The sequence below is a fragment of the Mesorhizobium sp. WSM4311 genome, from assembly GCF_002295115.1.
Taxonomy (GTDB): Bacteria; Pseudomonadota; Alphaproteobacteria; order Rhizobiales; family Rhizobiaceae; genus Mesorhizobium.
The window spans coordinates 675119-693780 of the sequence record NZ_NSFV01000002.1; the positions used below are offsets into that span (position 1 = coordinate 675119).

An 18662-nucleotide genomic window follows, 5' to 3' on the forward strand; every position below is an offset into this window, starting at 1 on the left:
TGCCCGGCCTCAGTAGTCGTCCTCATCGACTTCCGCCGGTTCGGGCCGGCGCACGGGCCGCTCGGAAGGATCGCGGCCGACTTCGTTCTTCAGCGTCGTCAGGTCGATGAAATGGTCGGCCTGGCGGCGCAGATCATCCGAGATCATCGGCGGTTGCGAGGCCATGGTCGAGACGATCGACACCTTGCGGCCGCGCCGCTGCAGCGCCTCGACCAGCGTGCGGAAGTCGCCGTCGCCGGAGAAAATGACATAGTGGTCGACGACATCGGCGAGCTCCAGCGCATCGACCGTCAGTTCGATGTCCATATTGCCCTTGATCTTGCGGCGGCCGGTCGAGTCGGTGAACTCCTTGGCCGGCTTGGTCACCACCTTGAAGCCGTTATAATCGAGCCAGTCGATCAGCGGGCGGATCGAGGAGTATTCCTGATCCTCGACCAGCGCCGTGTAATAATAGGCGCGCAAGAGATAGCCGCGCTTCTGGAAACTCGACAACAGCTTGCGATAGTCGATGTCGAAGCCGAGCGCCCGCGACGTAGCGTAGAGATTGGCACCGTCGATGAACAAGGCGATTTTTTCACGTGGGTCGAACATGGAAAATATTCCTTTTCGAAAAATGCGGCCGTCTAAACGAAATGCGGTAGCGACTATCGGTCGGGCTCATAATAAACCGGCTGACCTTGTCCATCCGAGATAACGCCAGTTTGGTGGCAATCCAAGGCGTGATGGGGCAATGCAAGCAATTGTGATCGCGGCGTCGAGCGAACGACGCGGGCGGTTTGCCAAATCCGGTGTTTAGGCAGGGATTGGGCGCCAACAGTCCCGCCAATGCCATGATGCTTGTATTTTGGCGGCGTTCGGGTTATGGACCGCGCCTGTTTTCCATCAAATCCAGGCATGAAAGGGGCAGTCCATGGCCCGCGTAACCGTTGAAGATTGCATCGACAAGGTCGACAACCGCTTCGAGCTGGTGCTTTTGGCCGGCCATCGTGCTCGCCAGATCAGCCAGGGCGCGCAGATCACCGTTCCTCGCGACAACGACAAGAACCCGGTCATTGCCTTGCGCGAGATCGCCGACGAGACACTGTCGCCCGACGACCTCAAGGAAGATCTGATCCATTCGCTGCAGAAGCATGTCGAGGTCGACGAGCCCGAGGCCGATGGCGAGGTGATCGCCGACCAGACCGGCGGCGCTGTCGCGGCCACCGAAACCGACGAAGCCGAGGACAACATCACCTTCGATCGCATGACCGAGGAAGACCTGCTGGCCGGCATCGAAGGTCTGGTACCGCCGGAAAAGAGCGACGACTACTAAGAGAGTTTTCTGGACCTGCCCGGAACACGTTTCCGGCACTTCCGTCCCGGCAGTTTCGTGGCTATCTATGACATGCGCCGTACAGCAGTGCGGCGCATGATTCATTTCATCGCTGAGAGATTCCGCCCATGATGCGTCAGTATGAGCTTGTCGAGCGCGTCCAGCGCTACAAGCCTGACGTCAACGAGGCGTTGCTCAACAAGGCCTATGTCTATGCCATGCAGAAGCATGGCCACCAGAAGCGCGCTTCCGGCGATCCCTATTTCTCGCATCCGCTCGAAGTCGCCGCCATCCTCACCGAAATGCACATGGACGAGGCGACGATCGCCGTCGCTTTGCTGCACGACACGATCGAGGACACCACGGCGACGCGGGCCGAGATCGACGATCTGTTCGGCCCCGAAATGGGCAAGCTGGTCGAGGGCCTGACCAAGCTGAAGAAGCTTGATCTCGTTTCCAAGAAGGCAGAGCAGGCGGAGAACCTGCGCAAGCTGCTGCTGGCGATCTCGGAAGACGTCCGCGTGCTGCTGGTCAAGCTCGCCGACCGGCTGCACAACATGCGCACCCTCGACCACGTGCCGGAAGCCAAGCGCCTGCGCATCGCCGAGGAGACGATGGACATCTATGCGCCGCTGGCCGGGCGCATGGGCATGCAAGGCATGCGCGAGGAACTGGAGGAGATCGCCTTCCGCTACATCAATCCGGAAGCCTACCGTGCCGTCACCGCGCGGCTCGCCGAGATCTTCGAGCGCAACAAGGGCGTGCTGACCGATATTGAAAAGGCGCTGTCGGCGCTGTTTGAAAAGCATGCCATCAACGCCGGCGTGAAGAGCCGCCAGAAGAAGCCCTGGTCGGTGTTCCGCAAGATGGAAGCCAAGGCGCTGTCCTTCGAGCAGCTGTCCGACATTTTCGGCTTCCGCGTCGTCGTCGATACGGTCGAGGACTGCTACCGCGCGCTCGGTGCCATCCATACCACATGGTCGATGGTGCCCGGCCGCTTCAAGGACTACATCTCGACGCCGAAGCAGAACGACTACCGCTCGATCCACACCACCATCGTCGGCCCCTCGCGCCAGCGCGTCGAGCTGCAGATCCGCACCCGCGAAATGAACAAGATCGCCGAATACGGCGTCGCGGCGCACTCGATCTACAAGGACACCGGCGGCAAGACGAACGGCGCCGGCCATGCGATCTCGAAGGAGACCAATGCCTATGCCTGGCTGCGGCGCACCATCGAGCAGCTTGCGGAAGGTGACAATCCCGAGGACTTCCTCGAAAACACCAAGCTGGAACTGTTCCAGGACCAGGTGTTCTGCTTCACGCCCAAAGGCATGCTGATTGCCTTGCCGCGCGGCGCCACGCCCATCGATTTCGCCTATGCGGTGCACACCGATGTCGGCGACACCTGCGTCGGCGCCAAGGTCAATGGCCGCATCATGCCGCTGATGACGGAACTGAAGAATGGCGACGAGGTCGAGATCATCCGCTCCAAGGCGCAGGTGCCGCCGGCGGCGTGGGAATCGGTCGTCGTCACCGGCAAGGCGCGCGCCGCCATCCGCCGGGCCACCAAGAACGCCATCCGCAAGCAGTATTCCGGTCTCGGCGCGCGCATTCTCGAACGCGCCTTCGAACGGGCCGGCAAGAATTTCACCAAGGAAAGCCTGAAGCCGGTCCTGCACCGGCTGGCACGCAAGGACATCGAGGACGTGCTGGCGTCCGTCGGCCGTGGCGAACTGGCTTCCACCGACGTCATGAAGGCGGTCTTCCCCGACTATAAGGACGAGCGTGTCACGCCGGCAGCGCCCAAGCAGCGCGAGGAGGGCTGGTCGAAGATCCGCAACGCCGCCGGCATGCTGTTCCAGATTCCGGGCCGGGCCGCGCGCAAGGACAAGGACCAGCCGCGCGACGGCGCCGTGCCGATCCGCGGCGTGCGCGGCGACCTGCCAGTGCGCTTCGCGCCGGAAGGCGCGGTGCCGGGCGATCGCATCGTTGGCATCGTCCAGCCGGGCACCGGCATCACCATCTATCCGATCCAGTCGCCGGCACTGCAGGCTTTCGATGACCAGCCCGAGCGCTGGATCGACGTGCGCTGGGACATTGACGAGCGCACCAAGGAGCGCTTCCCCGCGCGTGTCTCGGTCACCGCCATCAATGCGCCGGGCTCGCTCGCCGATATCGCCCAGGTCGTTGCGTCCAACGACGCCAACATCCATACGCTGTCGATGGTGCGCACCGCGCCCGACTTCACCGAAATGCTGATCGATCTAGAAGTCTGGGATCTGAAGCATCTCAACCGGCTGCTGTCGCAGCTCAAGGACAATTCGAGCGTCAGCGACGCACGGCGTGTGAATGGCTGACATGGCTGATCTATCTGGGGGCAGGCGCAGATGAAGACCGATGAAGTGCTGGGCATTTTCCGCGAGGCGGGTGCTGTTCTGGAGGGGCATTTCATCCTGACGTCGGGCCTGCGCAGTCCAGTCTTCCTGCAGAAGGCGCGGGTGTTCATGCATGCCGACAAGACCGAGCGGCTTTGCAAGGCGCTGGCCGAAAAGATCCGGACAGCGGTGCCAGGCAAGATCGACTATGTCGTCGGCCCGGCGATCGGCGGCCTGATCCCGGCCTACGAAACCTCGCGCCATCTCGGCGTGCCGGCGATCTGGGTCGAGCGGGAAGGGGGCGAGTTCCGCCTGCGCCGCTTCGAGATCGCCAGGGGCGCGCGCGTCGTCATCGTCGAGGACATCGTCACCACCGGCCTGTCGATCCGCGAAACCATCGAGTGCCTGCGCGAGCTTGGCGCCGAGGTGGTGGCTGCCGCCTGCATCATCGACCGTTCAGCTGGCAAGACCCATGTCGGCGTGCCGTTGATCGCGCTCGCCGAATACGAGGTTCCGGCCTATCCGCCCGACCGGCTGCCGCCGGAGCTTGCGGCGATACCGGCGGTCAAGCCCGGCAGCCGCAATATCTGACGATGCCTGTCGCCCAAAAGTGCGCGGCGGTTTTGGGAGTGACGACATGCGTGAAGGCAAATTCGAAATGATCGTCGGGATCGATCATTTCGTGCTGACGGTGGCGTCGCTCGAAGCGACCTGCGCCTTTTACCAGCGCGTGCTGGGTTTCGAGCGCATCGACACGCCGGGCCGGCCGACGGCGCTGGCTTTTGGCGGCCAGAAGATCAATGTCCACGAGATCAGCCGCACCTTCGAGCCCAAGGCGAAGGCGCCGACGCCAGGGTCAGGCGATTTCTGCCTGATCACCGAACGACCGCTCGACGAAATCCGCGCCCGTCTTGAAGCCAATGGCGTTGTGCTCGAACTGGGGCCGGTCGAACGCATCGGGGCGCGCGGTCCGATGATGTCTGTCTATTTCCGCGATCCGGACGGCAATCTTGTCGAAGTCAGCCGGTACTTGCGGTGATGTCTCAGGCATCCGGCTGCGACCATAGGCCGAAGCCATTCTCAAATTCGCCGCGATTGTCAGGTGTTGAAGACGTGGACCTTACCAAAGATCATGGCGGCGCGGCCGCTGTACAGGTACCGTTCGGTTGTTGTCGGGCTTGCGGATCGCTATATCAAAGTCGCGATTGCCTTCGGGTGACCGTAAAGCGCAAGATGTGGCGGTTGAAGCCCGGCTGAAGATGGCCGGCACGCAAGCTGTAAAGTATCGGGAATAGGAAGAGAGTGCTTTTTCGTCGCCGCAAGCCTGATGGCCTTTTGGAGCGGGTGCGCACCTATCTGTGGCCGCGCCGGTCGTTCACGCGCTCGCTGCAGTATTTCTCCAAGCGCATCCTGCGGCTGAAGGCCACGCCGCACGCGGTGGCAGCCGGTGTGGCGGCTGGTGTCTTCGCTTCGTTCTTTCCCGTGGGCTTCCATTTCATCATTGCCGCCGTTCTGTGTTGGGTGATCGCCGGCAATCTGGTGGCGGCGGCACTCGGCGCTGTTTTCTTCGGCAATCCGCTGACTTTTCCCATTCTGTGGGGCGCATCCTGGGAAACCGGCAAGCTCATCCTGCACGATCGCCTGCCGGCGCATGGTCCGCCGGCGCATCTGGGCGAGATGCTGCACACGCTTTCCTTCGCGAAACTATGGCATCCCGTGCTGGAACCCATGCTGATCGGCGCGGTGCCGCTCGGGCTGGTGTTTGGCCTCCTGTTCTACGGCGTCACGCGCTGGGGCATGAATGTCTTTCGCGAGCAGAGGCGCAAGCGGCTGGCCGAGCGCGCAAGCCGCCGCGAGCAACCGCCTCATCCCGGAGCAAGCATCGGTTCCGCTACGCGATGATCATCGGCATCGGCAGCGATCTGATCGATATCAGGCGCATTGAGAAATCGCTGGAGCGTCACGGTCGGCGTTTCATCGAGAGAATCTACACCGAGGTCGAACAGGCGCGTTCGGAGAACCGCCGTGCCCGCGCCGCTTCCTACGCCAAGCGCTTCGCCGCCAAGGAGGCCTGCGCCAAGGCCCTCGGCACGGGTCTGGCGCAAGGTGTGTTCTGGCGCGACATGGGCGTCGTCAACCTGCCCAGCGGCGCGCCGACCATGGCACTGACCGGCGGGGCGCTGGCACGGCTCGAAAAAATCCTGCCGCCGGCGCACAAGGCGGCGATCCACCTCACCATCACCGATGATTTCCCGCTCGCTCAAGCCTTTGTGATCATCGAGGCGCTGCCCGTCGAACAAGCGCCACATTGATTGCATCTGACGGACCGGCATTGACGTTGCCCAGCGCGCGCCGAGACTCTATACATCCAACGCACAATCGAGGACGACATGAGCGTGGCTGAAAAATCCCAGAAGAAATCCGGCGGGCTTGGCGAAACCGTCAGCGTCATCGTCCAGGCGCTTTTGCTCGCGCTGGTCATCCGCACGCTGCTGTTTCAGCCCTTTTCGATCCCGTCGGGATCGATGCGGCCGACACTCCTGGAAGGCGACTATCTGTTCGTCACCAAATGGTCCTACGGCTATTCGCGCTATTCGCTGCCGTTCGGGCCCGATCTCTTCTCGGGCCGCATCTGGGGCTCCGAGCCCAAGCGCGGCGACGTTGTGGTGTTCAAGTTCCCGCCGGATCCGTCCGTCGACTACATCAAGCGCGTGGTCGGCCTGCCCGGCGACAAGATCCAGATGAAGAATGGCCAGCTGTTCATCAACGGCGTCGGCGTGCCGCGCGTGAAGACCGGCCAGATCGACAATCCCGATATCACTGAAATGCCTCAGCCGATCGACGTCTACCGGGAAACCCTGCCCAACGGCGTCAGCTACGACACGCTCGACCTCAATCCGAATTCGATCGGCGACAACACGCGCGAATTCGACGTGCCGCCCGGTCACTATTTCATGATGGGCGACAACAGGGACAATTCCGCCGACAGCCGGTTCACCGTCGGCTACGTTCCGGCCGAAAACCTGGTTGGCCGCGCCAACCTTGTCTTCTTCTCGATCGCCGGCAAGGCCAGCCCTCTCGAAATCTGGAAATGGCCGTCGCTGATGCGCGTTTCGCGCCTGTTCCATTTCGTCAACTAGGGTCATGGCGGCAACAAAACGGTTGACCGCCGATGCGCTCGCGCAAGCGCTGGTGGAACGCACGGGCCATGCTTTTGCCGACCGCCAACGCTTGCAGCGCGCGCTGACCCACGCCAGCGCCCGCGGCGCCAATGCCGGCACCGATTACGAGCGTTTCGAATTTCTCGGCGACCGGGTTCTCGGCCTGGTCGTTGCCGATATGCTGCTGGCGGCGTTTCCTGACGCGGCGGAAGGCGAATTGTCGCTGCGGCTCAATGCGCTGGTCAATGCCGAGGCGCTTTCCGAGATCGCCGAACATATCGGGCTGCCGGATCTGATCCGCGCCGGATCGGATGTGCGCGGGCTCGAGGGGCGCAAGCGCGTCAATCTGCGCGCCGATGCCTTGGAATCGCTGATCGCCGTGCTCTACCTCGACGGAGGGCTGGAGGCGGCACGCGCCTTCATTCACAAATACTGGCAGCCGCGTTCGCAGGCTTCCGGTGCGGCGCGCCGCGACGCCAAGACCGAATTGCAGGAATGGGCGCATCAGGCGGCAAGTGCGGTTCCCGCCTACCAGATCGACAGCCGCGAGGGGCCGGACCACGATCCATTGTTCACCGTCAGCGTCAGGGTCGGTGCATTTCAACCGGCGACCGGCAGTGGCCGTTCCAAACGTGAAGCGGAGCAGGCAGCCGCGGCTGCCCTTCTGCTGCGCGAAGGTGTATGGAACGCGGCATGACCGATATTGAAACTGCCGAAACCCCCACCACGCATTCCGGCTTCGTCGCGCTGATCGGCGCGCCGAATGCCGGCAAGTCGACCCTGGTCAACCAGTTGGTCGGCGCCAAGGTGTCGATCGTCACCCACAAGGTGCAGACGACGCGTGCCATCGTGCGTGGCATCGCCACCCATGACAATGCGCAGATCGTCTTCGTCGACACGCCCGGCATCTTCAAACCCAAGCGGCGCCTCGACACCGCGATGGTGACCACCGCCTGGGGCGGCGCCAAGGATGCCGATATCGTGCTTTTGCTGATCGATGCCGAGCGCGGCATCCGGGGCGACGCCGATGCCATCCTCGAACGGCTGAAGGATGTGCGCCAGCCGATGGCGCTGATCCTCAACAAGGTCGACCGGGTCAAGCATGAGACGCTTCTGGCTCTGTCCGCAGCAGCGAACGAGAAAGTGCCGTTCAAGCGCACCTTCATGGTCTCGGCGCTGACCGGCTCCGGCTGCAAGGACCTGCTCGATTATCTGGCGCAGGCGCTGCCGGCCGGCCCCTGGTACTATCCGGAGGACCAGATTTCCGACCTGCCGATGCGGCAACTGGCAGCCGAGATCACCCGCGAAAAACTCTATCTCAGGCTGCATCAGGAACTGCCCTATTCCTCGCATATCGAGACCGAGAAATGGGAAGAGAAGCCGGACGGCTCGGTGCGCATCGACCAGACCATCTATGTCGAGCGCGACAGCCAGAAGAAGATCGTGCTCGGCCATAAGGGCGAGACCATCCGCGCCATCGGCCAGGCGGCGCGCATGGAGATAGCGGGCATCCTCGAGCAGAAGGTGCACCTCTTCCTTTTCGTCAAGGTGCGCGAGAACTGGGGCGATGACCCCGAACGCTACCGCGAGATGGGGCTCGAATTCCCGCACTAGCGGCCTGGCGTGTCATCGACGCGGCGCTGGCCGACCGCAGGCGCTGGACATGACGTGATTCCTCGACCGTCTTTGTTCTCGTTCGCGCACCTGTCGCACTGGGCTTCCTAAAGCCTGTCCGGTGGCACGCACCGGCATGTGATTGTCATGCAGCGAGAGCGCTACCGCCACAAATCGGGAAAGCGACAGCGCGCGCCGGTGCGTTTCGATTGCTTTGGCAGATATGGCCAACCCAGCGACCAGCATGGCTATCCGTCGCAACCTCGGAGTGGATTGGATCCCAGTCCACGATAGATGGAACGAAAAATAACCACCGAGTGTTGTCGGAAATAGTCCAAAAATTCCCATTTAACGGGGTCTTTGTGGAATGGTAACCTGCTTAAAACATAGTTAGTCGAGAAATTATCGGGATATATATTGATTTTATGACGTTGTACCGATTGTGCCATTTGCTATACGGCGAGTGTTATTTGTGCAACACAGAATAAAACTGTTCTTTGAATCGCTGTTATTTCAAAAACCGTCATTGAAGGCGGAAGTTTGATGGGTATGTTCGCCGCGAAAAGGGGACGCGGTGCGCGCCTTTTTCGTTGTGGGGGTGAGGCGGGAAAACATATCCGCCAGCCACAAATCCGAAGCCATTTTAAACTTGACTGGAGAGGTCATAAAATGAACATCAAGAGCCTCCTTCTCGGCTCAGCCGCGGCACTGATCGCGGTCAGCGGCGCACGCGCCGCCGACGCTGTCGTCGTCGCCGAACCGGAACCAGCCGAATACGTCAAGATCTGCGACGTCTACGGCGCCGGCTACTTCTACATCCCGGGCACCGAAACCTGCCTGCGCATCGGTGGCTATGTCCGTTATGACATCGGCGTCGGTGACTCCGGCTCGTTGGATGGTGTCAACCATGTCCCGGACCATCAGGACGGCGACACTCATTCGACCTACTACAAGAACACCCGCTTCACGCTGAAGACCTGGACCGGTCAGGAGACCGAACTCGGCACCCTGAAGACCTACACCGAGACCCGCTTCAATTTCGGCAACAGCAGCGGCGACTATACTTCGGGCTCCACTGACTGGCAGGGCCGCAACAAGTCTACGTCGCTGCGGTTCGCCTACATCCAGCTCGGCGGCCTGCGTGTCGGCAAAGACGATACGGCTTTCGATACGTTCATCGGCTATGCCGGCGCCGTCATCCAGGATACGCTGGTTCCGTATGGTGGGCAGGAGAGCAACGTCGTTCAATACTACTTCGACGCGGGCAACGGCATCACCGCGGTGGTCTCGCTCGAAGAAGGCGCCGGCGCCAACACGATCGACAGCTACGTTCCGCATGTCGTCGGCGGCTTGAAGTACAAGGCCGACTGGGGTGCGCTCACCGGTGTTGTCGCCTATGACAGCAACTACGAGGAAGTGGCCGGCAAGGTTCGTTTGGACGTCAACGTCACCAAGGAACTGTCATTGTTCGTCATGGGTGGCTACGGCACCGATGACAACCTGACCGACCCGACCAACGCTGTCAACGCGAAGGGCCGTGGCTTCTACAAGCAGTGGGGCGGCAACTGGGCAGTCTGGGGCGGCGGCACCTACAAGTTCAACGACAAGACTTCGTTCAACGCCCAGGTCTCCTATGACGACTGGAAGAACCTCGGCATCGCCGCCAACGTTGCCTATACAGTTGTGCCCGGCATGACGGTCACGGCCGAAGTCGACTACCTGAATGCTGGAAAGTTCGACGACGCCGACTTCAGCAACTGGACCAAGGCCAACAAGAAGAGCAGCGTCGGCGGCATTCTCCGCTTCCAGCGCTCGTTCTAAAGCATCGACTGACCCTACCAGACCGCCCGCAGCGTATCGCTGCGGGCGTTTTTTTTTGCTCGCCGTCCCAGTGCCCAGTCTGTCAGGTACCCAAACCCCATACCTTGATTTCGCTGTCCAACGGGTGAAAAGCTCTAGGCATGGAATGGCGCGACGAGGGAATCATTCTCGGCACCCGCAAGCATGGCGAAACCAGCGCCATCCTCGAGGTGATGACCCGCGCGCATGGCCGCCATCTCGGTCTCGTGCGCGGCGGCCGCTCGCGCAAGCAGCAACCCGTTCTCCAGCCCGGCAATCGCGTCGACCTCTTGTGGCGGGCCCGCCTTGACGAGCATCTCGGCACATTCCAGGCCGAGGCGATCGAGATGAACGCTGCCAGGCTGATGGACAGCGCCGTTGCCGTCTACGGCCTGCAGACCATGGCCGCGCATCTGCGCCTCTTGCCCGAGCGTGACGCTCATGGCGGCCTTTACGAGGCGCTTTCCGTGATGATCGTCCATCTCGATGATGCCGACGCCGCCGGCGAACTGGTGGCGCGCTTCGAGCTTCTGATCCTTGATGAACTCGGTTTCGGCCTCGACCTCAGCCAATGCGCCGCCACCGGAACGAAGCAGGATCTGGCCTATGTCTCGCCGAAGTCGGGTCGTGCGGTGTCGCGCGAAGCCGGCGCGCCATGGCGCGACAAGATGCTGGCGCTGCCGGCCTTTCTGCAACGCGGCTCCGGCCTGCGCGGAGATCCTGCGGCGGTCGAGGACGCCTTCCGGCTGACCGGGTTTTTCTTCACGCGCCACGTCTATGAGCCGCGTGCCATCGAACAGCCCGATGCCCGCGCCGGCTTTCTCGCCGCCTTGCGCAAGCATCATGCGACGCGCAAGGCCATTGCCGGAGACAATGCCGCATGATGGAGGTCGACCTTTATCCAGACCGGTTCGTCGCTCGGCGGCAAGTCCTTGGTTTTCGGTACCGAGACATATTCCAGCCGCCGATCTGGCGGCGCGTTGAGTTTTTCAGCCGTGTAGCCGCCGTATTTGGATGTCAGTGAGATGAAACGTCAGTGAAAACTGGCCTGGTTTGGGGGAACCGCCATGTTTGAAAGCCTGATCGGCCTTGTCGCCGTCATCGCCTTGTTCGTCATCATTTCGCGCCAGCAGAGCCGCATCGGTCTGATCGAACGCGAGCTTGGCGCGCTGCGCAGTCTCGTCCTTTCAGGTGCCGTGCCGCCGGTGGCCAAACCGGCAGAACAGATAGCTGCCGAGGGCAAGGCTGACGCGGCGCCGATGGCTGCGGCAGCGGCCGATATCGCCTCGCCGGCGGTGAGTGAACCGATCGTACAGGCGCCGGCTACAGAAACGGAAGCTCCAGCTGGCGAGGCTGTGTCCGGCCCCTGGTCCGCGGGCGAGGCTCCGAAGGCAGCAGAACCTGTCGAGCCGGTTGCAGCGCCCAAGGCTCCCGGCAAGCCGGATATCGAGACGGCACTCGGCACGCGCTGGGCGGTCTGGGTCGGCGGCATCGCGCTGGCGCTGGGTGGCCTGTTCCTGATCCGCTACACAATCGAGGCCGGTATTTTCGGCCCCGGCGTGCGGCTCACCATGGCAGCGGTGCTCGGGCTGGTGCTGGTTGCCGGCGGCGAGTTCATCCGCCGCACCGGCTTCAAGGTGCCGGTGCAAGGCGTTGCCGGCGCCTATATTCCGGCGATCCTGACGGCGGCCGGTGCCTTCATCCTGTTCGGCACCGTCTATGCCGCCCACGGCATTTACGGCTTCATCGGCCCGGCGCTTGCCTTCACGCTGCTTGGTGCCATCGGTGTGGCGACGATCGCGGCGGCCCTGGTCCATGGCCAGGCGCTGGCCGGCATCGGTCTTGTCGGCGCCATGGTGACGCCGGTGCTGATCGCCTCGCAGGCGCCTAATCCCTGGGCATTGTTCGGCTACCTCGCCATCGTGCTTGCCACCACCGCTGTCATCGCCCGCATGCGTGACTGGACAGCGCTGATGGCGGCCGCCTTTTTCGGCACCGGCATCTGGACCATTCTTTACATGACCGACGCGCCGGGCGCGAACCTCTCCGCCATCCTGTTCATCGACGCCGTCACCCTGGCCGTGCTCGCTTTTGTCTGGCTCGGCCGCCATCGCGACGAAACCGCCAGGGCCTTCGACTGGCCGTCCATCGTGCCTGGCCTGTTCGTTGCCTTCTCGGCGCTGGGCCTGTCGATCGACCCGGCCTTCGCCGCAGCCGGCTACGCCTTGCCAGGCGCCGTGATCCTCGCGGCGATGGTGGCAGTCGCGCTTTATCGCCCGCTGGCGCTGCCACTGCTTTACGCCGCCGGACTGGCAACGGTCATGATCTATCTTGGCATCATCCCGCCAACCTCGATCGCATCCGACTTTTCGGTCGGCGCTCTCGGTGTCGATGGTTTGCCCGCGGCGACGTCCAATGCACTGACCTTGCGCATCGGCCTTGCGCTGGGCCTGGTCTTCATCGGCTCGGGCATGTGGGCCGCCCGCAAATTCGCGGCATCTGCCTCGTTTCGATCCGCCTCATGGGCGGCATCGGGTGTCATCGTGCCGTTGGTCATCCTGCTGGCACTCTGGTTCACCTTCGGCAATCTGGACCGCGATTTTGTCTACGCCGCCGTCGCCGCACTGCTGGTCGCGGTTTTCGCCGGAGGCGGCGAATGGATCGCGCGCGCCGAAGAGCCTTCACTCAAGGGCGGGTTGGCCGTGTCGTTTGCTCTGGTCGGTGCGGCGCTCGCCAGCCTCTTGATGCTGCACATGGCTTTCAATTCCGGCTGGACCACTATTCTGCTTGGTGCAGCAGCCATCGTGCCGGCGCTGGCTACGCGTTGGCGCTCCTACCCGGTGCTCGGCTGGATTCCGGTTGGCGCCGTGATCGCCGTACTTGGCCGTGTCGCCTTCGATCCGACCATCGTCGGCGCCGAGTTCCTGTCGACGACACCGGTGTTCAACTGGCTGCTGCCGGGCTATGGCGTCCCGGCGCTCGCCTTCGGCTTCGCCGCCTGGCAACTCGCCCGCACCACCAACGGCCGGCCGCGCCTCGCCATGGAAGCGGCGGCGGCGCTGTTTGCGCTGCTTGCCGTTGCCATGCTGGTGCGTCACGCCATGCATGGCGGCGTCATCGACACAGGTCCGATGACGCTCGCCGAACAGGCGATCTACACGCTGATTGCCATCGGCGCCGGCGCCATCCTGGTCGCCATCGACATGCGCTCGCCAAGTTCGGTGCTGCGCTATGGCTCAATGGCGGCGGGCGTGGTTTCTGTCGCCCTGATCGTCATCCGGCACTTCGTGGTGCTCAATCCGCTGTTTACGGACGAATCGACCGGCCGGATTCCGGTCTTCAACCTGTTGTTCCTCGCCTATCTCCTGCCGGCCGTCGCCGCCGGCGGACTGGCGCTCTATGTCAGGGACAAGCGGCCGAAATGGTATGCGCAGATGTTGGCGGTGGTGGCGGCCATGCTTGCGCTGGCTTATGCCACCCTGTCGGTCAGACGGCTGTTCAAGGGTGAGTTCATCGGCCTGTGGAGCGGGCTCGGCCAGCTGGAAACCTACACCTATTCGGCGCTCTGGCTGGCGATCGGCGTGGCGCTGCTCACCGCCGGCGTCTGGCTGAAGTCGCAGGTGCTGCGCATTGCTTCGGCCGCGTTGATCGCGATCGCCGTGCTGAAGGTCTTCCTCTTCGACATGTCGGAGCTGGAGGGCGTACTCAGGGCGCTTTCCTTCATCGGCCTCGGCGCCGTGCTGATCGGCATCGGCCTGTTCTACCAGCGACTTTTGACGCAGGCGGCGAGGGAGAAGATACCGGTCGTCGAACAATGACGGCAGGCGTTCAATCGAGCCGGGAATAAACCGGCTCCCGCCAGCGTTATCTCATTGCTTGGGTGACCGGGGCGGCGGACCGCTTCGCGCTGGCCGCTTGCGTCGCGCCGGGAAGGCGCGTTGAATCGGGATCAACAAGGGCGATTTCAGAACCAGCGGTCATGGACGAAAAGAAGGCAGCAATCCTTGGCGAAATACCGCGCCTGCGCCGCTACGCACGCTCGCTATTGCGCGACCGGGATTCTGCCGACGACCTCGTCCAGGATTGCCTCGAGCGCGCACTCGTGCGGCTCGACAACTGGCAGACGGGAGAAAGCCCCAGGAGGTGGCTGTTTACGATCATGCATCATTTGTTCATCGACCAGATGCGCAAGGTGAACCGTCGCGGTGAAGCGGCGATGCTGCCCCTGGAAGCGGGCGAGGCGGTTGCCCAGCCGGCCGAGCAGTTGGACGGCATAGCCTCACGCGAGATCATCGACGCGCTGCAGGCGATCAGCCCCGATCGCCGCGCGGCCCTTGTGATGGTCGCCATCGAGGGTTTTTCCTATGCCGAGGCCGCCAACATGCTGGGCGTGCCCGCCGGCACGCTGATGTCGCGCATTGCGCGCGGGCGTGAGGAACTGCGCGGTTTGCTGGATGACACGGCGCGTCGCCGCGCGATAAGGATCGTCGAGAAATGATCCGCCGCGATTTTTCAGAACGTGACATCCATATGGCGCTCGACGGCGAACTGCCGGCCGACGAGCGCGCCGCCTATGATGCCTGGCTCGACGCCAATCCCGAGATGAAGGCCAGGAGCGCCCGCTTCACAGCCGACCGGGAGGCACTGCGCTCGGCCTTTGCCGGCGTGCTGGATGAACCTGTTCCCGCGCGCTTGCGCAAGGTGGTGCTCGGCGAAGCGCCGGTTAAGGCTGCGATGCCGCGCTCGCGCTGGTGGCTTGCGGCTGCCGCCGCGGTGCTTTTGGCCACGGGTGGATTTGGCGGCTACTTTGCCGGCATGGACGCCATCCAACAGGAGGATCCGGCGGAAGATCGGCTCGCCGAACAGGCGATTGCCGCCCATGTCATATACGCCGCCGAGAAGCGGCATGCCGTGGAAGTGCCGGCCAGCGACAAGGATCATTTGCAGACCTGGCTGTCCAACCGGGTCGGGCTGAAGCTGGTGGCGCCGGACCTGACGGCGAACGGCTTCCAACTGGTTGGCGGCCGCTTGCTGCCGGCCGGCGACAGCAAGGCCGCGATGCTGCTCTACGAGGACGACAAGGGCGAACGCATATCCCTCTTCGTCACCGCGGAATCGGTGGAGAATGCCAAGGGCACCTATGCTTCGGCGCAGGACGGCCCGCAGGCCGTCTACTGGCTGGACAAGGGCTATGGCTGCGCCGTCGTCGGCTCGCTGCCGCGCGAGCAATTGGCGGTCGTGGCCAAGAATGCCTATGGCCAGCTTCTGGCAGGCCTCGCAAGCTGAGTTGGCCGCAATTGTTCGCAGCCGGTGGCCTATCAAAACAGCGATCCTGTTCAAAGCCCGCGAGCTTCCTTGCCTCGGCGGAAACTGTCACAATTCGGCCCTAATCAAGGAGCGATAGCGCTTGATGAATACCGGCGCTTCGGCTGGTGTTTGCGACGCTTTTGACCGGGGCCGTTTCCGCAACGCAATCGAGGTTTCGCGAGTCGCATGCCTGCCGAGATCCGCACGGCCCGCGCGTCTGACGTCGATGATCTCGCCGCCATCGAGAAAGCCGTTTTTTCGAGCGATCGCATTTCCCGTCGCTCCTTTCGCCTGTTCATAGAGCGCGAGACCGCCGAGACGCTGGTCGCCGAGCTCGACGGCCGCGTCGCGGGCTACGCGATCGTGCTGTTTCGCAAGGGCAGTGGGGTGGCGCGGCTCTATTCCATAGCCGTCGGCCCATTTTTCGGCGCGCTCGGCATCGGGCGCCAGCTTTTGACCGCGGCGGAGGAGGCGGCCTTCGGGCACGACCGCATGATGCTGCGTCTCGAAGTGCGCGAGGACAACGGCCGCGCCATCGGCATCTACGAGCAGGCCGGCTACCGCAAGATTGGCCGCGAGCCTGGCTATTACGAGGACGGCGCGACCGCGCTTCGTTATGAGAAAACCCTGCGCGGCGACCTTCCGGTCGCCACAAGGGTGCCGTTCTACCAGCAGACCTGCGAGTTCACCTGCGGCCCATGCTGCCTGATGATGGCGATGGCGAATTTCGATCGCGGCTTCGTGCCCGATCCGGTGATGGAAATCCGCCTCTGGCGCGAAGCCACGACCGTCTTCATGATGTCGGGTCCGGGCGGCTGCGAGCCATTCGGCCTGGCTGTCTCGGGTTATGAAAGCGGACTCGCGGCGGAGATCTTCGTTTCCTTCTACGGCGCGCTGTTCCTGCAATCGGTGCGCAGCGAGGACAAGCGCCGTGTGATGGAACTGGCCCAGGTCGACTTTCGCCGCCGCGCGGAACTTTACGGCATCCCGGTGAATTACCGCCCGTTCACCCTAGATGACATCAGAACCGCGATCGCCGCGGGAAAACTGGTGCTGGTGCTGATCAGCGGCTTCCTTATGTTCGGCAAGAAGGTGCCGCACTGGGTGCTGGCCATCGGCGACGACGGCGACCATATTCTGATCCACGACCCCTGGGTCGAGGACGAAAGGCAGGAAACCATCCTTGATGCCGCCAACATTCCCGTGCCCTACGGCATCTTCATGAACATGGCGCAGTTCGGCCGCGACGGACTGCGTGCCGCCATCACCTTGGGGAAGCGCGACACACAATGACCTGGGTCATCCTTACCGGCCGGCAGAGCGATCTCGACCAGGTGGCGACACCGCACAAGATCATCACCAATCGCGACTATCTCGCGCATCCGTCGCTGTTCCGCGGCCAGCGGCCGAAGGTCATCAACCTGTCGAACAATTACGGCTACCAGAGCCGCGGCTACTATGCCTCGCTGCTGGCGAGTTCACGCGGCCACAAGGTCATTCCGACCGTCGAGACGATGATCGACCTGTCCGAACGCAAGCTCTACGAACATGCGCTGCCGGAACTGGAACTGGCGCTCAACAAATGCCGCAAGGACCTCGGCGGCGCCTTTCCGGCCAAGGTGTGCATCTTCTTCGGTATCGGCCCGTCGAAAGTCTGGGACCGCTTCTCCAAGCTCCTTTTCGACTGGTTCCGGGCGCCGGCACTCGAGGTCCACATCAAGGACAGCGCCGAATGGGCCTCGATTCGCAAGATCGGCTTCCATCCGCTGGCGCGCATGACCGAGGATGAGGAAAAAAGTTTCATCCAATGCCTGGAGACCTACACCAACCGCGAATGGCGCGACACCAAGGGGCGCACGCCGGCGCGCTACACCTTCGCCACGCTGGTCGATCCGCACGAGGAACTGCCGCCGTCGGAAATCTCGTCGCTGCGCTACTGGGCCAAGATCGCCGAAAAGATGGGCGTCGAAATCGAGCCCATCACCAGGAAGGACCTTGCCAAGCTCGCGAACTATGATGCACTGTTCATCCGCGAGACCACCTCGATCTCCAACCACACCTATCGTTTCGCCCGCCGCGCCCAGCAGGAAGGCATGCCCGTCATCGACGATCCGCTGTCGATGATCCGCTGCACCAACAAGGTCTATCTCAACGAGCTGATGGCCTACAACAAGGTGCCGGTGCCGCCGACCGTGATGATCGCCGGCACCTCCGACTTCGAACTGGCCGCACAGACGCTGGGCTTCCCGCTGGTGCTGAAGATCCCGGATTCGTCCTTCTCGCGCGGCGTCAAAAAATGCGAGAATCTCGAGGAACTGACACGGCTTGCGACCGAGTGGCTGGAGGATTCCGACCTTCTCATCGCGCAGAAATTCATTCCGACCGAATATGACTGGCGCGTCGGCGTGCTCGGCGGCCAGCCGCTGTTTGCCGTGCACTATCTGATGGCCAAGAAGCACTGGCAGATCGTCAATCACAAGGCCAATGGCAAGCCCGACCAGGGCGGCATCAAGACCTTCACGCTGAAGGAGACGCCGGCCCATGTCGTCGAGACGGCGGTCAAGGCGGCGCGCTGCATCGGCGACGGCCTCTACGGCGTCGACCTCAAGGAGACCAAGGACGGCGTCTTCGTCATCGAGGTCAACGACAACCCAAATCTCGACCATGGCTGGGAGGATTCCGGCGAGAAGGACGAGGTTTGGGTGCGGCTGACGCAGTGGTTCCTGGAGCGCCTCGACCGGCCGGGGCGGTAACGGTCAACCAAGGGGAAGACATGCAGTTCATCGTGATCGAGGATTTCACCGGCTGCGACCGCAAGGATATCTACCGCCGCTTCCGCGATCGGGGCCGCCTGAAGCCGGAGGAGCTTGTCGTGCACCACAGCTGGATCGCCGCGGATATGAGCCGCTGCTTCCTGCTGGTGGAGACGGACGACGTCACGCTGCTGCAGCGCTGGGTCATCGAATGGGCTGATCTGGTCGAGTTCGAGATTGTTCCGGTGGCGACGAACAAGGATCTAGTGGCGGCCTTGGGCGGGCACCTCTGACCAAAGGA

General features: G+C 62.9%; 18 protein-coding genes. 17 read left to right on the forward strand and 1 reads right to left on the reverse strand.

Going from position 1 to position 18662, the window contains the following annotated elements; translation table 11 throughout:
* Nucleotides 1-9: 9 nt before the first annotated feature.
* Nucleotides 10-591 carry an NYN domain-containing protein gene (locus tag CK226_RS06965; RefSeq protein WP_010915096.1) on the reverse strand — a complete coding sequence of 194 codons (582 nt, stop codon included), beginning with the start codon at nucleotides 589-591 and terminating at the stop codon, nucleotides 10-12.
* A gap of 319 nt (nucleotides 592-910) precedes the next feature.
* On the opposite strand from CK226_RS06965, the gene rpoZ reads away from it, so the two are divergent.
* The 17 genes from rpoZ to CK226_RS07050 all read left to right on the forward strand — a co-directional run bounded on the left by rpoZ (nucleotide 911) and on the right by CK226_RS07050 (nucleotide 18654).
* Entirely contained in the window at nucleotides 911-1312 is a 402-nt protein-coding gene (gene rpoZ, locus CK226_RS06970) for a DNA-directed RNA polymerase subunit omega (RefSeq protein ID WP_095770732.1), read from the forward strand.
* Nucleotides 1313-1440: 128 nt separating this feature from the next.
* The gene (locus CK226_RS06975) at nucleotides 1441-3669 is read left to right on the forward strand and encodes a bifunctional (p)ppGpp synthetase/guanosine-3',5'-bis(diphosphate) 3'-pyrophosphohydrolase (RefSeq protein ID WP_095786495.1); all 2229 of its coding nucleotides are present in this window, start codon (nucleotides 1441-1443) and stop codon (nucleotides 3667-3669) included.
* Nucleotides 3670-3699: 30 nt separating this feature from the next.
* Entirely contained in the window at nucleotides 3700-4278 is a 579-nt protein-coding gene (gene pyrE / locus CK226_RS06980; protein ID WP_095770731.1) for an orotate phosphoribosyltransferase, read from the forward strand.
* 46 nt (nucleotides 4279-4324) lie between these two features.
* Entirely contained in the window at nucleotides 4325-4726 is a 402-nt protein-coding gene (locus CK226_RS06985; protein WP_095770730.1) for a VOC family protein, read from the forward strand.
* 263 nt (nucleotides 4727-4989) lie between these two features.
* Nucleotides 4990-5589 (forward strand): DUF2062 domain-containing protein, encoded by a 600-nt coding sequence (locus CK226_RS06990; protein WP_095770729.1) that lies wholly within the window; start codon nucleotides 4990-4992, stop codon nucleotides 5587-5589.
* Nucleotides 5586-5999 carry a holo-ACP synthase gene (acpS, locus tag CK226_RS06995; protein ID WP_095770728.1) on the forward strand — a complete coding sequence of 138 codons (414 nt, stop codon included), beginning with the start codon at nucleotides 5586-5588 and terminating at the stop codon, nucleotides 5997-5999. The genes CK226_RS06990 and acpS overlap by 4 nt, the downstream gene beginning before the upstream one ends.
* A 78-nt stretch (nucleotides 6000-6077) precedes the next feature.
* On the forward strand, nucleotides 6078-6827 hold the full coding sequence (gene lepB, locus CK226_RS07000) for a signal peptidase I (RefSeq protein ID WP_010915103.1): 750 nt from the start codon (nucleotides 6078-6080) through the stop codon (nucleotides 6825-6827).
* 4 nt (nucleotides 6828-6831) lie between these two features.
* Nucleotides 6832-7545: a ribonuclease III gene (rnc, locus tag CK226_RS07005; protein ID WP_095791408.1), complete on the forward strand. Its 714-nt coding sequence runs from the start codon at nucleotides 6832-6834 to the stop codon at nucleotides 7543-7545.
* Nucleotides 7530-8462, forward strand: a complete 933-nt coding sequence (gene era / locus CK226_RS07010) for a GTPase Era (RefSeq protein WP_095791409.1) — start codon at nucleotides 7530-7532, stop codon at nucleotides 8460-8462. The genes rnc and era overlap by 16 nt, the downstream gene beginning before the upstream one ends.
* Nucleotides 8463-9131: 669 nt before the next feature.
* Nucleotides 9132-10283 carry a porin gene (locus CK226_RS07015; protein WP_095770725.1) on the forward strand — a complete coding sequence of 384 codons (1152 nt, stop codon included), beginning with the start codon at nucleotides 9132-9134 and terminating at the stop codon, nucleotides 10281-10283.
* Nucleotides 10284-10423: 140 nt separating this feature from the next.
* Nucleotides 10424-11185, forward strand: coding sequence for a DNA repair protein RecO (gene recO, locus CK226_RS07020; protein ID WP_095786492.1), 762 nt, complete (start codon nucleotides 10424-10426; stop codon nucleotides 11183-11185).
* 183 nt (nucleotides 11186-11368) lie between these two features.
* Complete coding sequence (locus CK226_RS07025; protein WP_095791410.1) at nucleotides 11369-14119, forward strand: DUF2339 domain-containing protein; 2751 nt, start codon at nucleotides 11369-11371, stop codon at nucleotides 14117-14119.
* 161 nt (nucleotides 14120-14280) lie between these two features.
* Entirely contained in the window at nucleotides 14281-14799 is a 519-nt protein-coding gene (locus CK226_RS07030) for an RNA polymerase sigma factor (RefSeq protein ID WP_095770722.1), read from the forward strand.
* Nucleotides 14796-15587, forward strand: coding sequence for an anti-sigma factor (locus CK226_RS07035; RefSeq protein WP_095791411.1), 792 nt, complete (start codon nucleotides 14796-14798; stop codon nucleotides 15585-15587). The genes CK226_RS07030 and CK226_RS07035 overlap by 4 nt, the downstream gene beginning before the upstream one ends.
* Nucleotides 15588-15794: 207 nt before the next feature.
* On the forward strand, nucleotides 15795-16901 hold the full coding sequence (locus CK226_RS07040; RefSeq protein WP_095770936.1) for a peptidase C39 family protein: 1107 nt from the start codon (nucleotides 15795-15797) through the stop codon (nucleotides 16899-16901).
* Nucleotides 16898-18361, forward strand: a complete 1464-nt coding sequence (locus tag CK226_RS07045; protein ID WP_095791412.1) for a RimK family protein — start codon at nucleotides 16898-16900, stop codon at nucleotides 18359-18361. The genes CK226_RS07040 and CK226_RS07045 overlap by 4 nt, the downstream gene beginning before the upstream one ends.
* 20 nt (nucleotides 18362-18381) lie before the next feature.
* Nucleotides 18382-18654: a DUF3303 family protein gene (locus tag CK226_RS07050; RefSeq protein ID WP_095791413.1), complete on the forward strand. Its 273-nt coding sequence runs from the start codon at nucleotides 18382-18384 to the stop codon at nucleotides 18652-18654.
* The last annotated feature ends 8 nt before the right edge of the window (nucleotides 18655-18662 follow it).

Bases quoted from the DNA above. Each gene is read 5' to 3' on its own strand.
- CK226_RS06965 (WP_010915096.1), bottom strand. From the start codon at position 591: ATGTTCGACCCACGTGAAAAAATCGCCTTGTTCATCGACGGTGCCAAT.
- pyrE (WP_095770731.1), top strand. From the start codon at position 3,700: ATGAAGACCGATGAAGTGCTGGGCATTTTCCGCGAGGCGGGTGCTGTT.
- CK226_RS07040 (WP_095770936.1), top strand. From the start codon at position 15,795: ATGCCTGCCGAGATCCGCACGGCCCGCGCGTCTGACGTCGATGATCTC.
- recO (WP_095786492.1), top strand. From the start codon at position 10,424: ATGGAATGGCGCGACGAGGGAATCATTCTCGGCACCCGCAAGCATGGC.
- CK226_RS07045 (WP_095791412.1), top strand. From the start codon at position 16,898: ATGACCTGGGTCATCCTTACCGGCCGGCAGAGCGATCTCGACCAGGTG.
- rnc (WP_095791408.1), top strand. From the start codon at position 6,832: ATGGCGGCAACAAAACGGTTGACCGCCGATGCGCTCGCGCAAGCGCTG.
- CK226_RS07030 (WP_095770722.1), top strand. From the start codon at position 14,281: ATGGACGAAAAGAAGGCAGCAATCCTTGGCGAAATACCGCGCCTGCGC.
- acpS (WP_095770728.1), top strand. From the start codon at position 5,586: ATGATCATCGGCATCGGCAGCGATCTGATCGATATCAGGCGCATTGAG.
- rpoZ (WP_095770732.1), top strand. From the start codon at position 911: ATGGCCCGCGTAACCGTTGAAGATTGCATCGACAAGGTCGACAACCGC.
- era (WP_095791409.1), top strand. From the start codon at position 7,530: ATGGAACGCGGCATGACCGATATTGAAACTGCCGAAACCCCCACCACG.
- CK226_RS07035 (WP_095791411.1), top strand. From the start codon at position 14,796: ATGATCCGCCGCGATTTTTCAGAACGTGACATCCATATGGCGCTCGAC.
- CK226_RS07025 (WP_095791410.1), top strand. From the start codon at position 11,369: ATGTTTGAAAGCCTGATCGGCCTTGTCGCCGTCATCGCCTTGTTCGTC.
- CK226_RS06975 (WP_095786495.1), top strand. From the start codon at position 1,441: ATGATGCGTCAGTATGAGCTTGTCGAGCGCGTCCAGCGCTACAAGCCT.
- lepB (WP_010915103.1), top strand. From the start codon at position 6,078: ATGAGCGTGGCTGAAAAATCCCAGAAGAAATCCGGCGGGCTTGGCGAA.
- CK226_RS06985 (WP_095770730.1), top strand. From the start codon at position 4,325: ATGCGTGAAGGCAAATTCGAAATGATCGTCGGGATCGATCATTTCGTG.
- CK226_RS07015 (WP_095770725.1), top strand. From the start codon at position 9,132: ATGAACATCAAGAGCCTCCTTCTCGGCTCAGCCGCGGCACTGATCGCG.
- CK226_RS07050 (WP_095791413.1), top strand. From the start codon at position 18,382: ATGCAGTTCATCGTGATCGAGGATTTCACCGGCTGCGACCGCAAGGAT.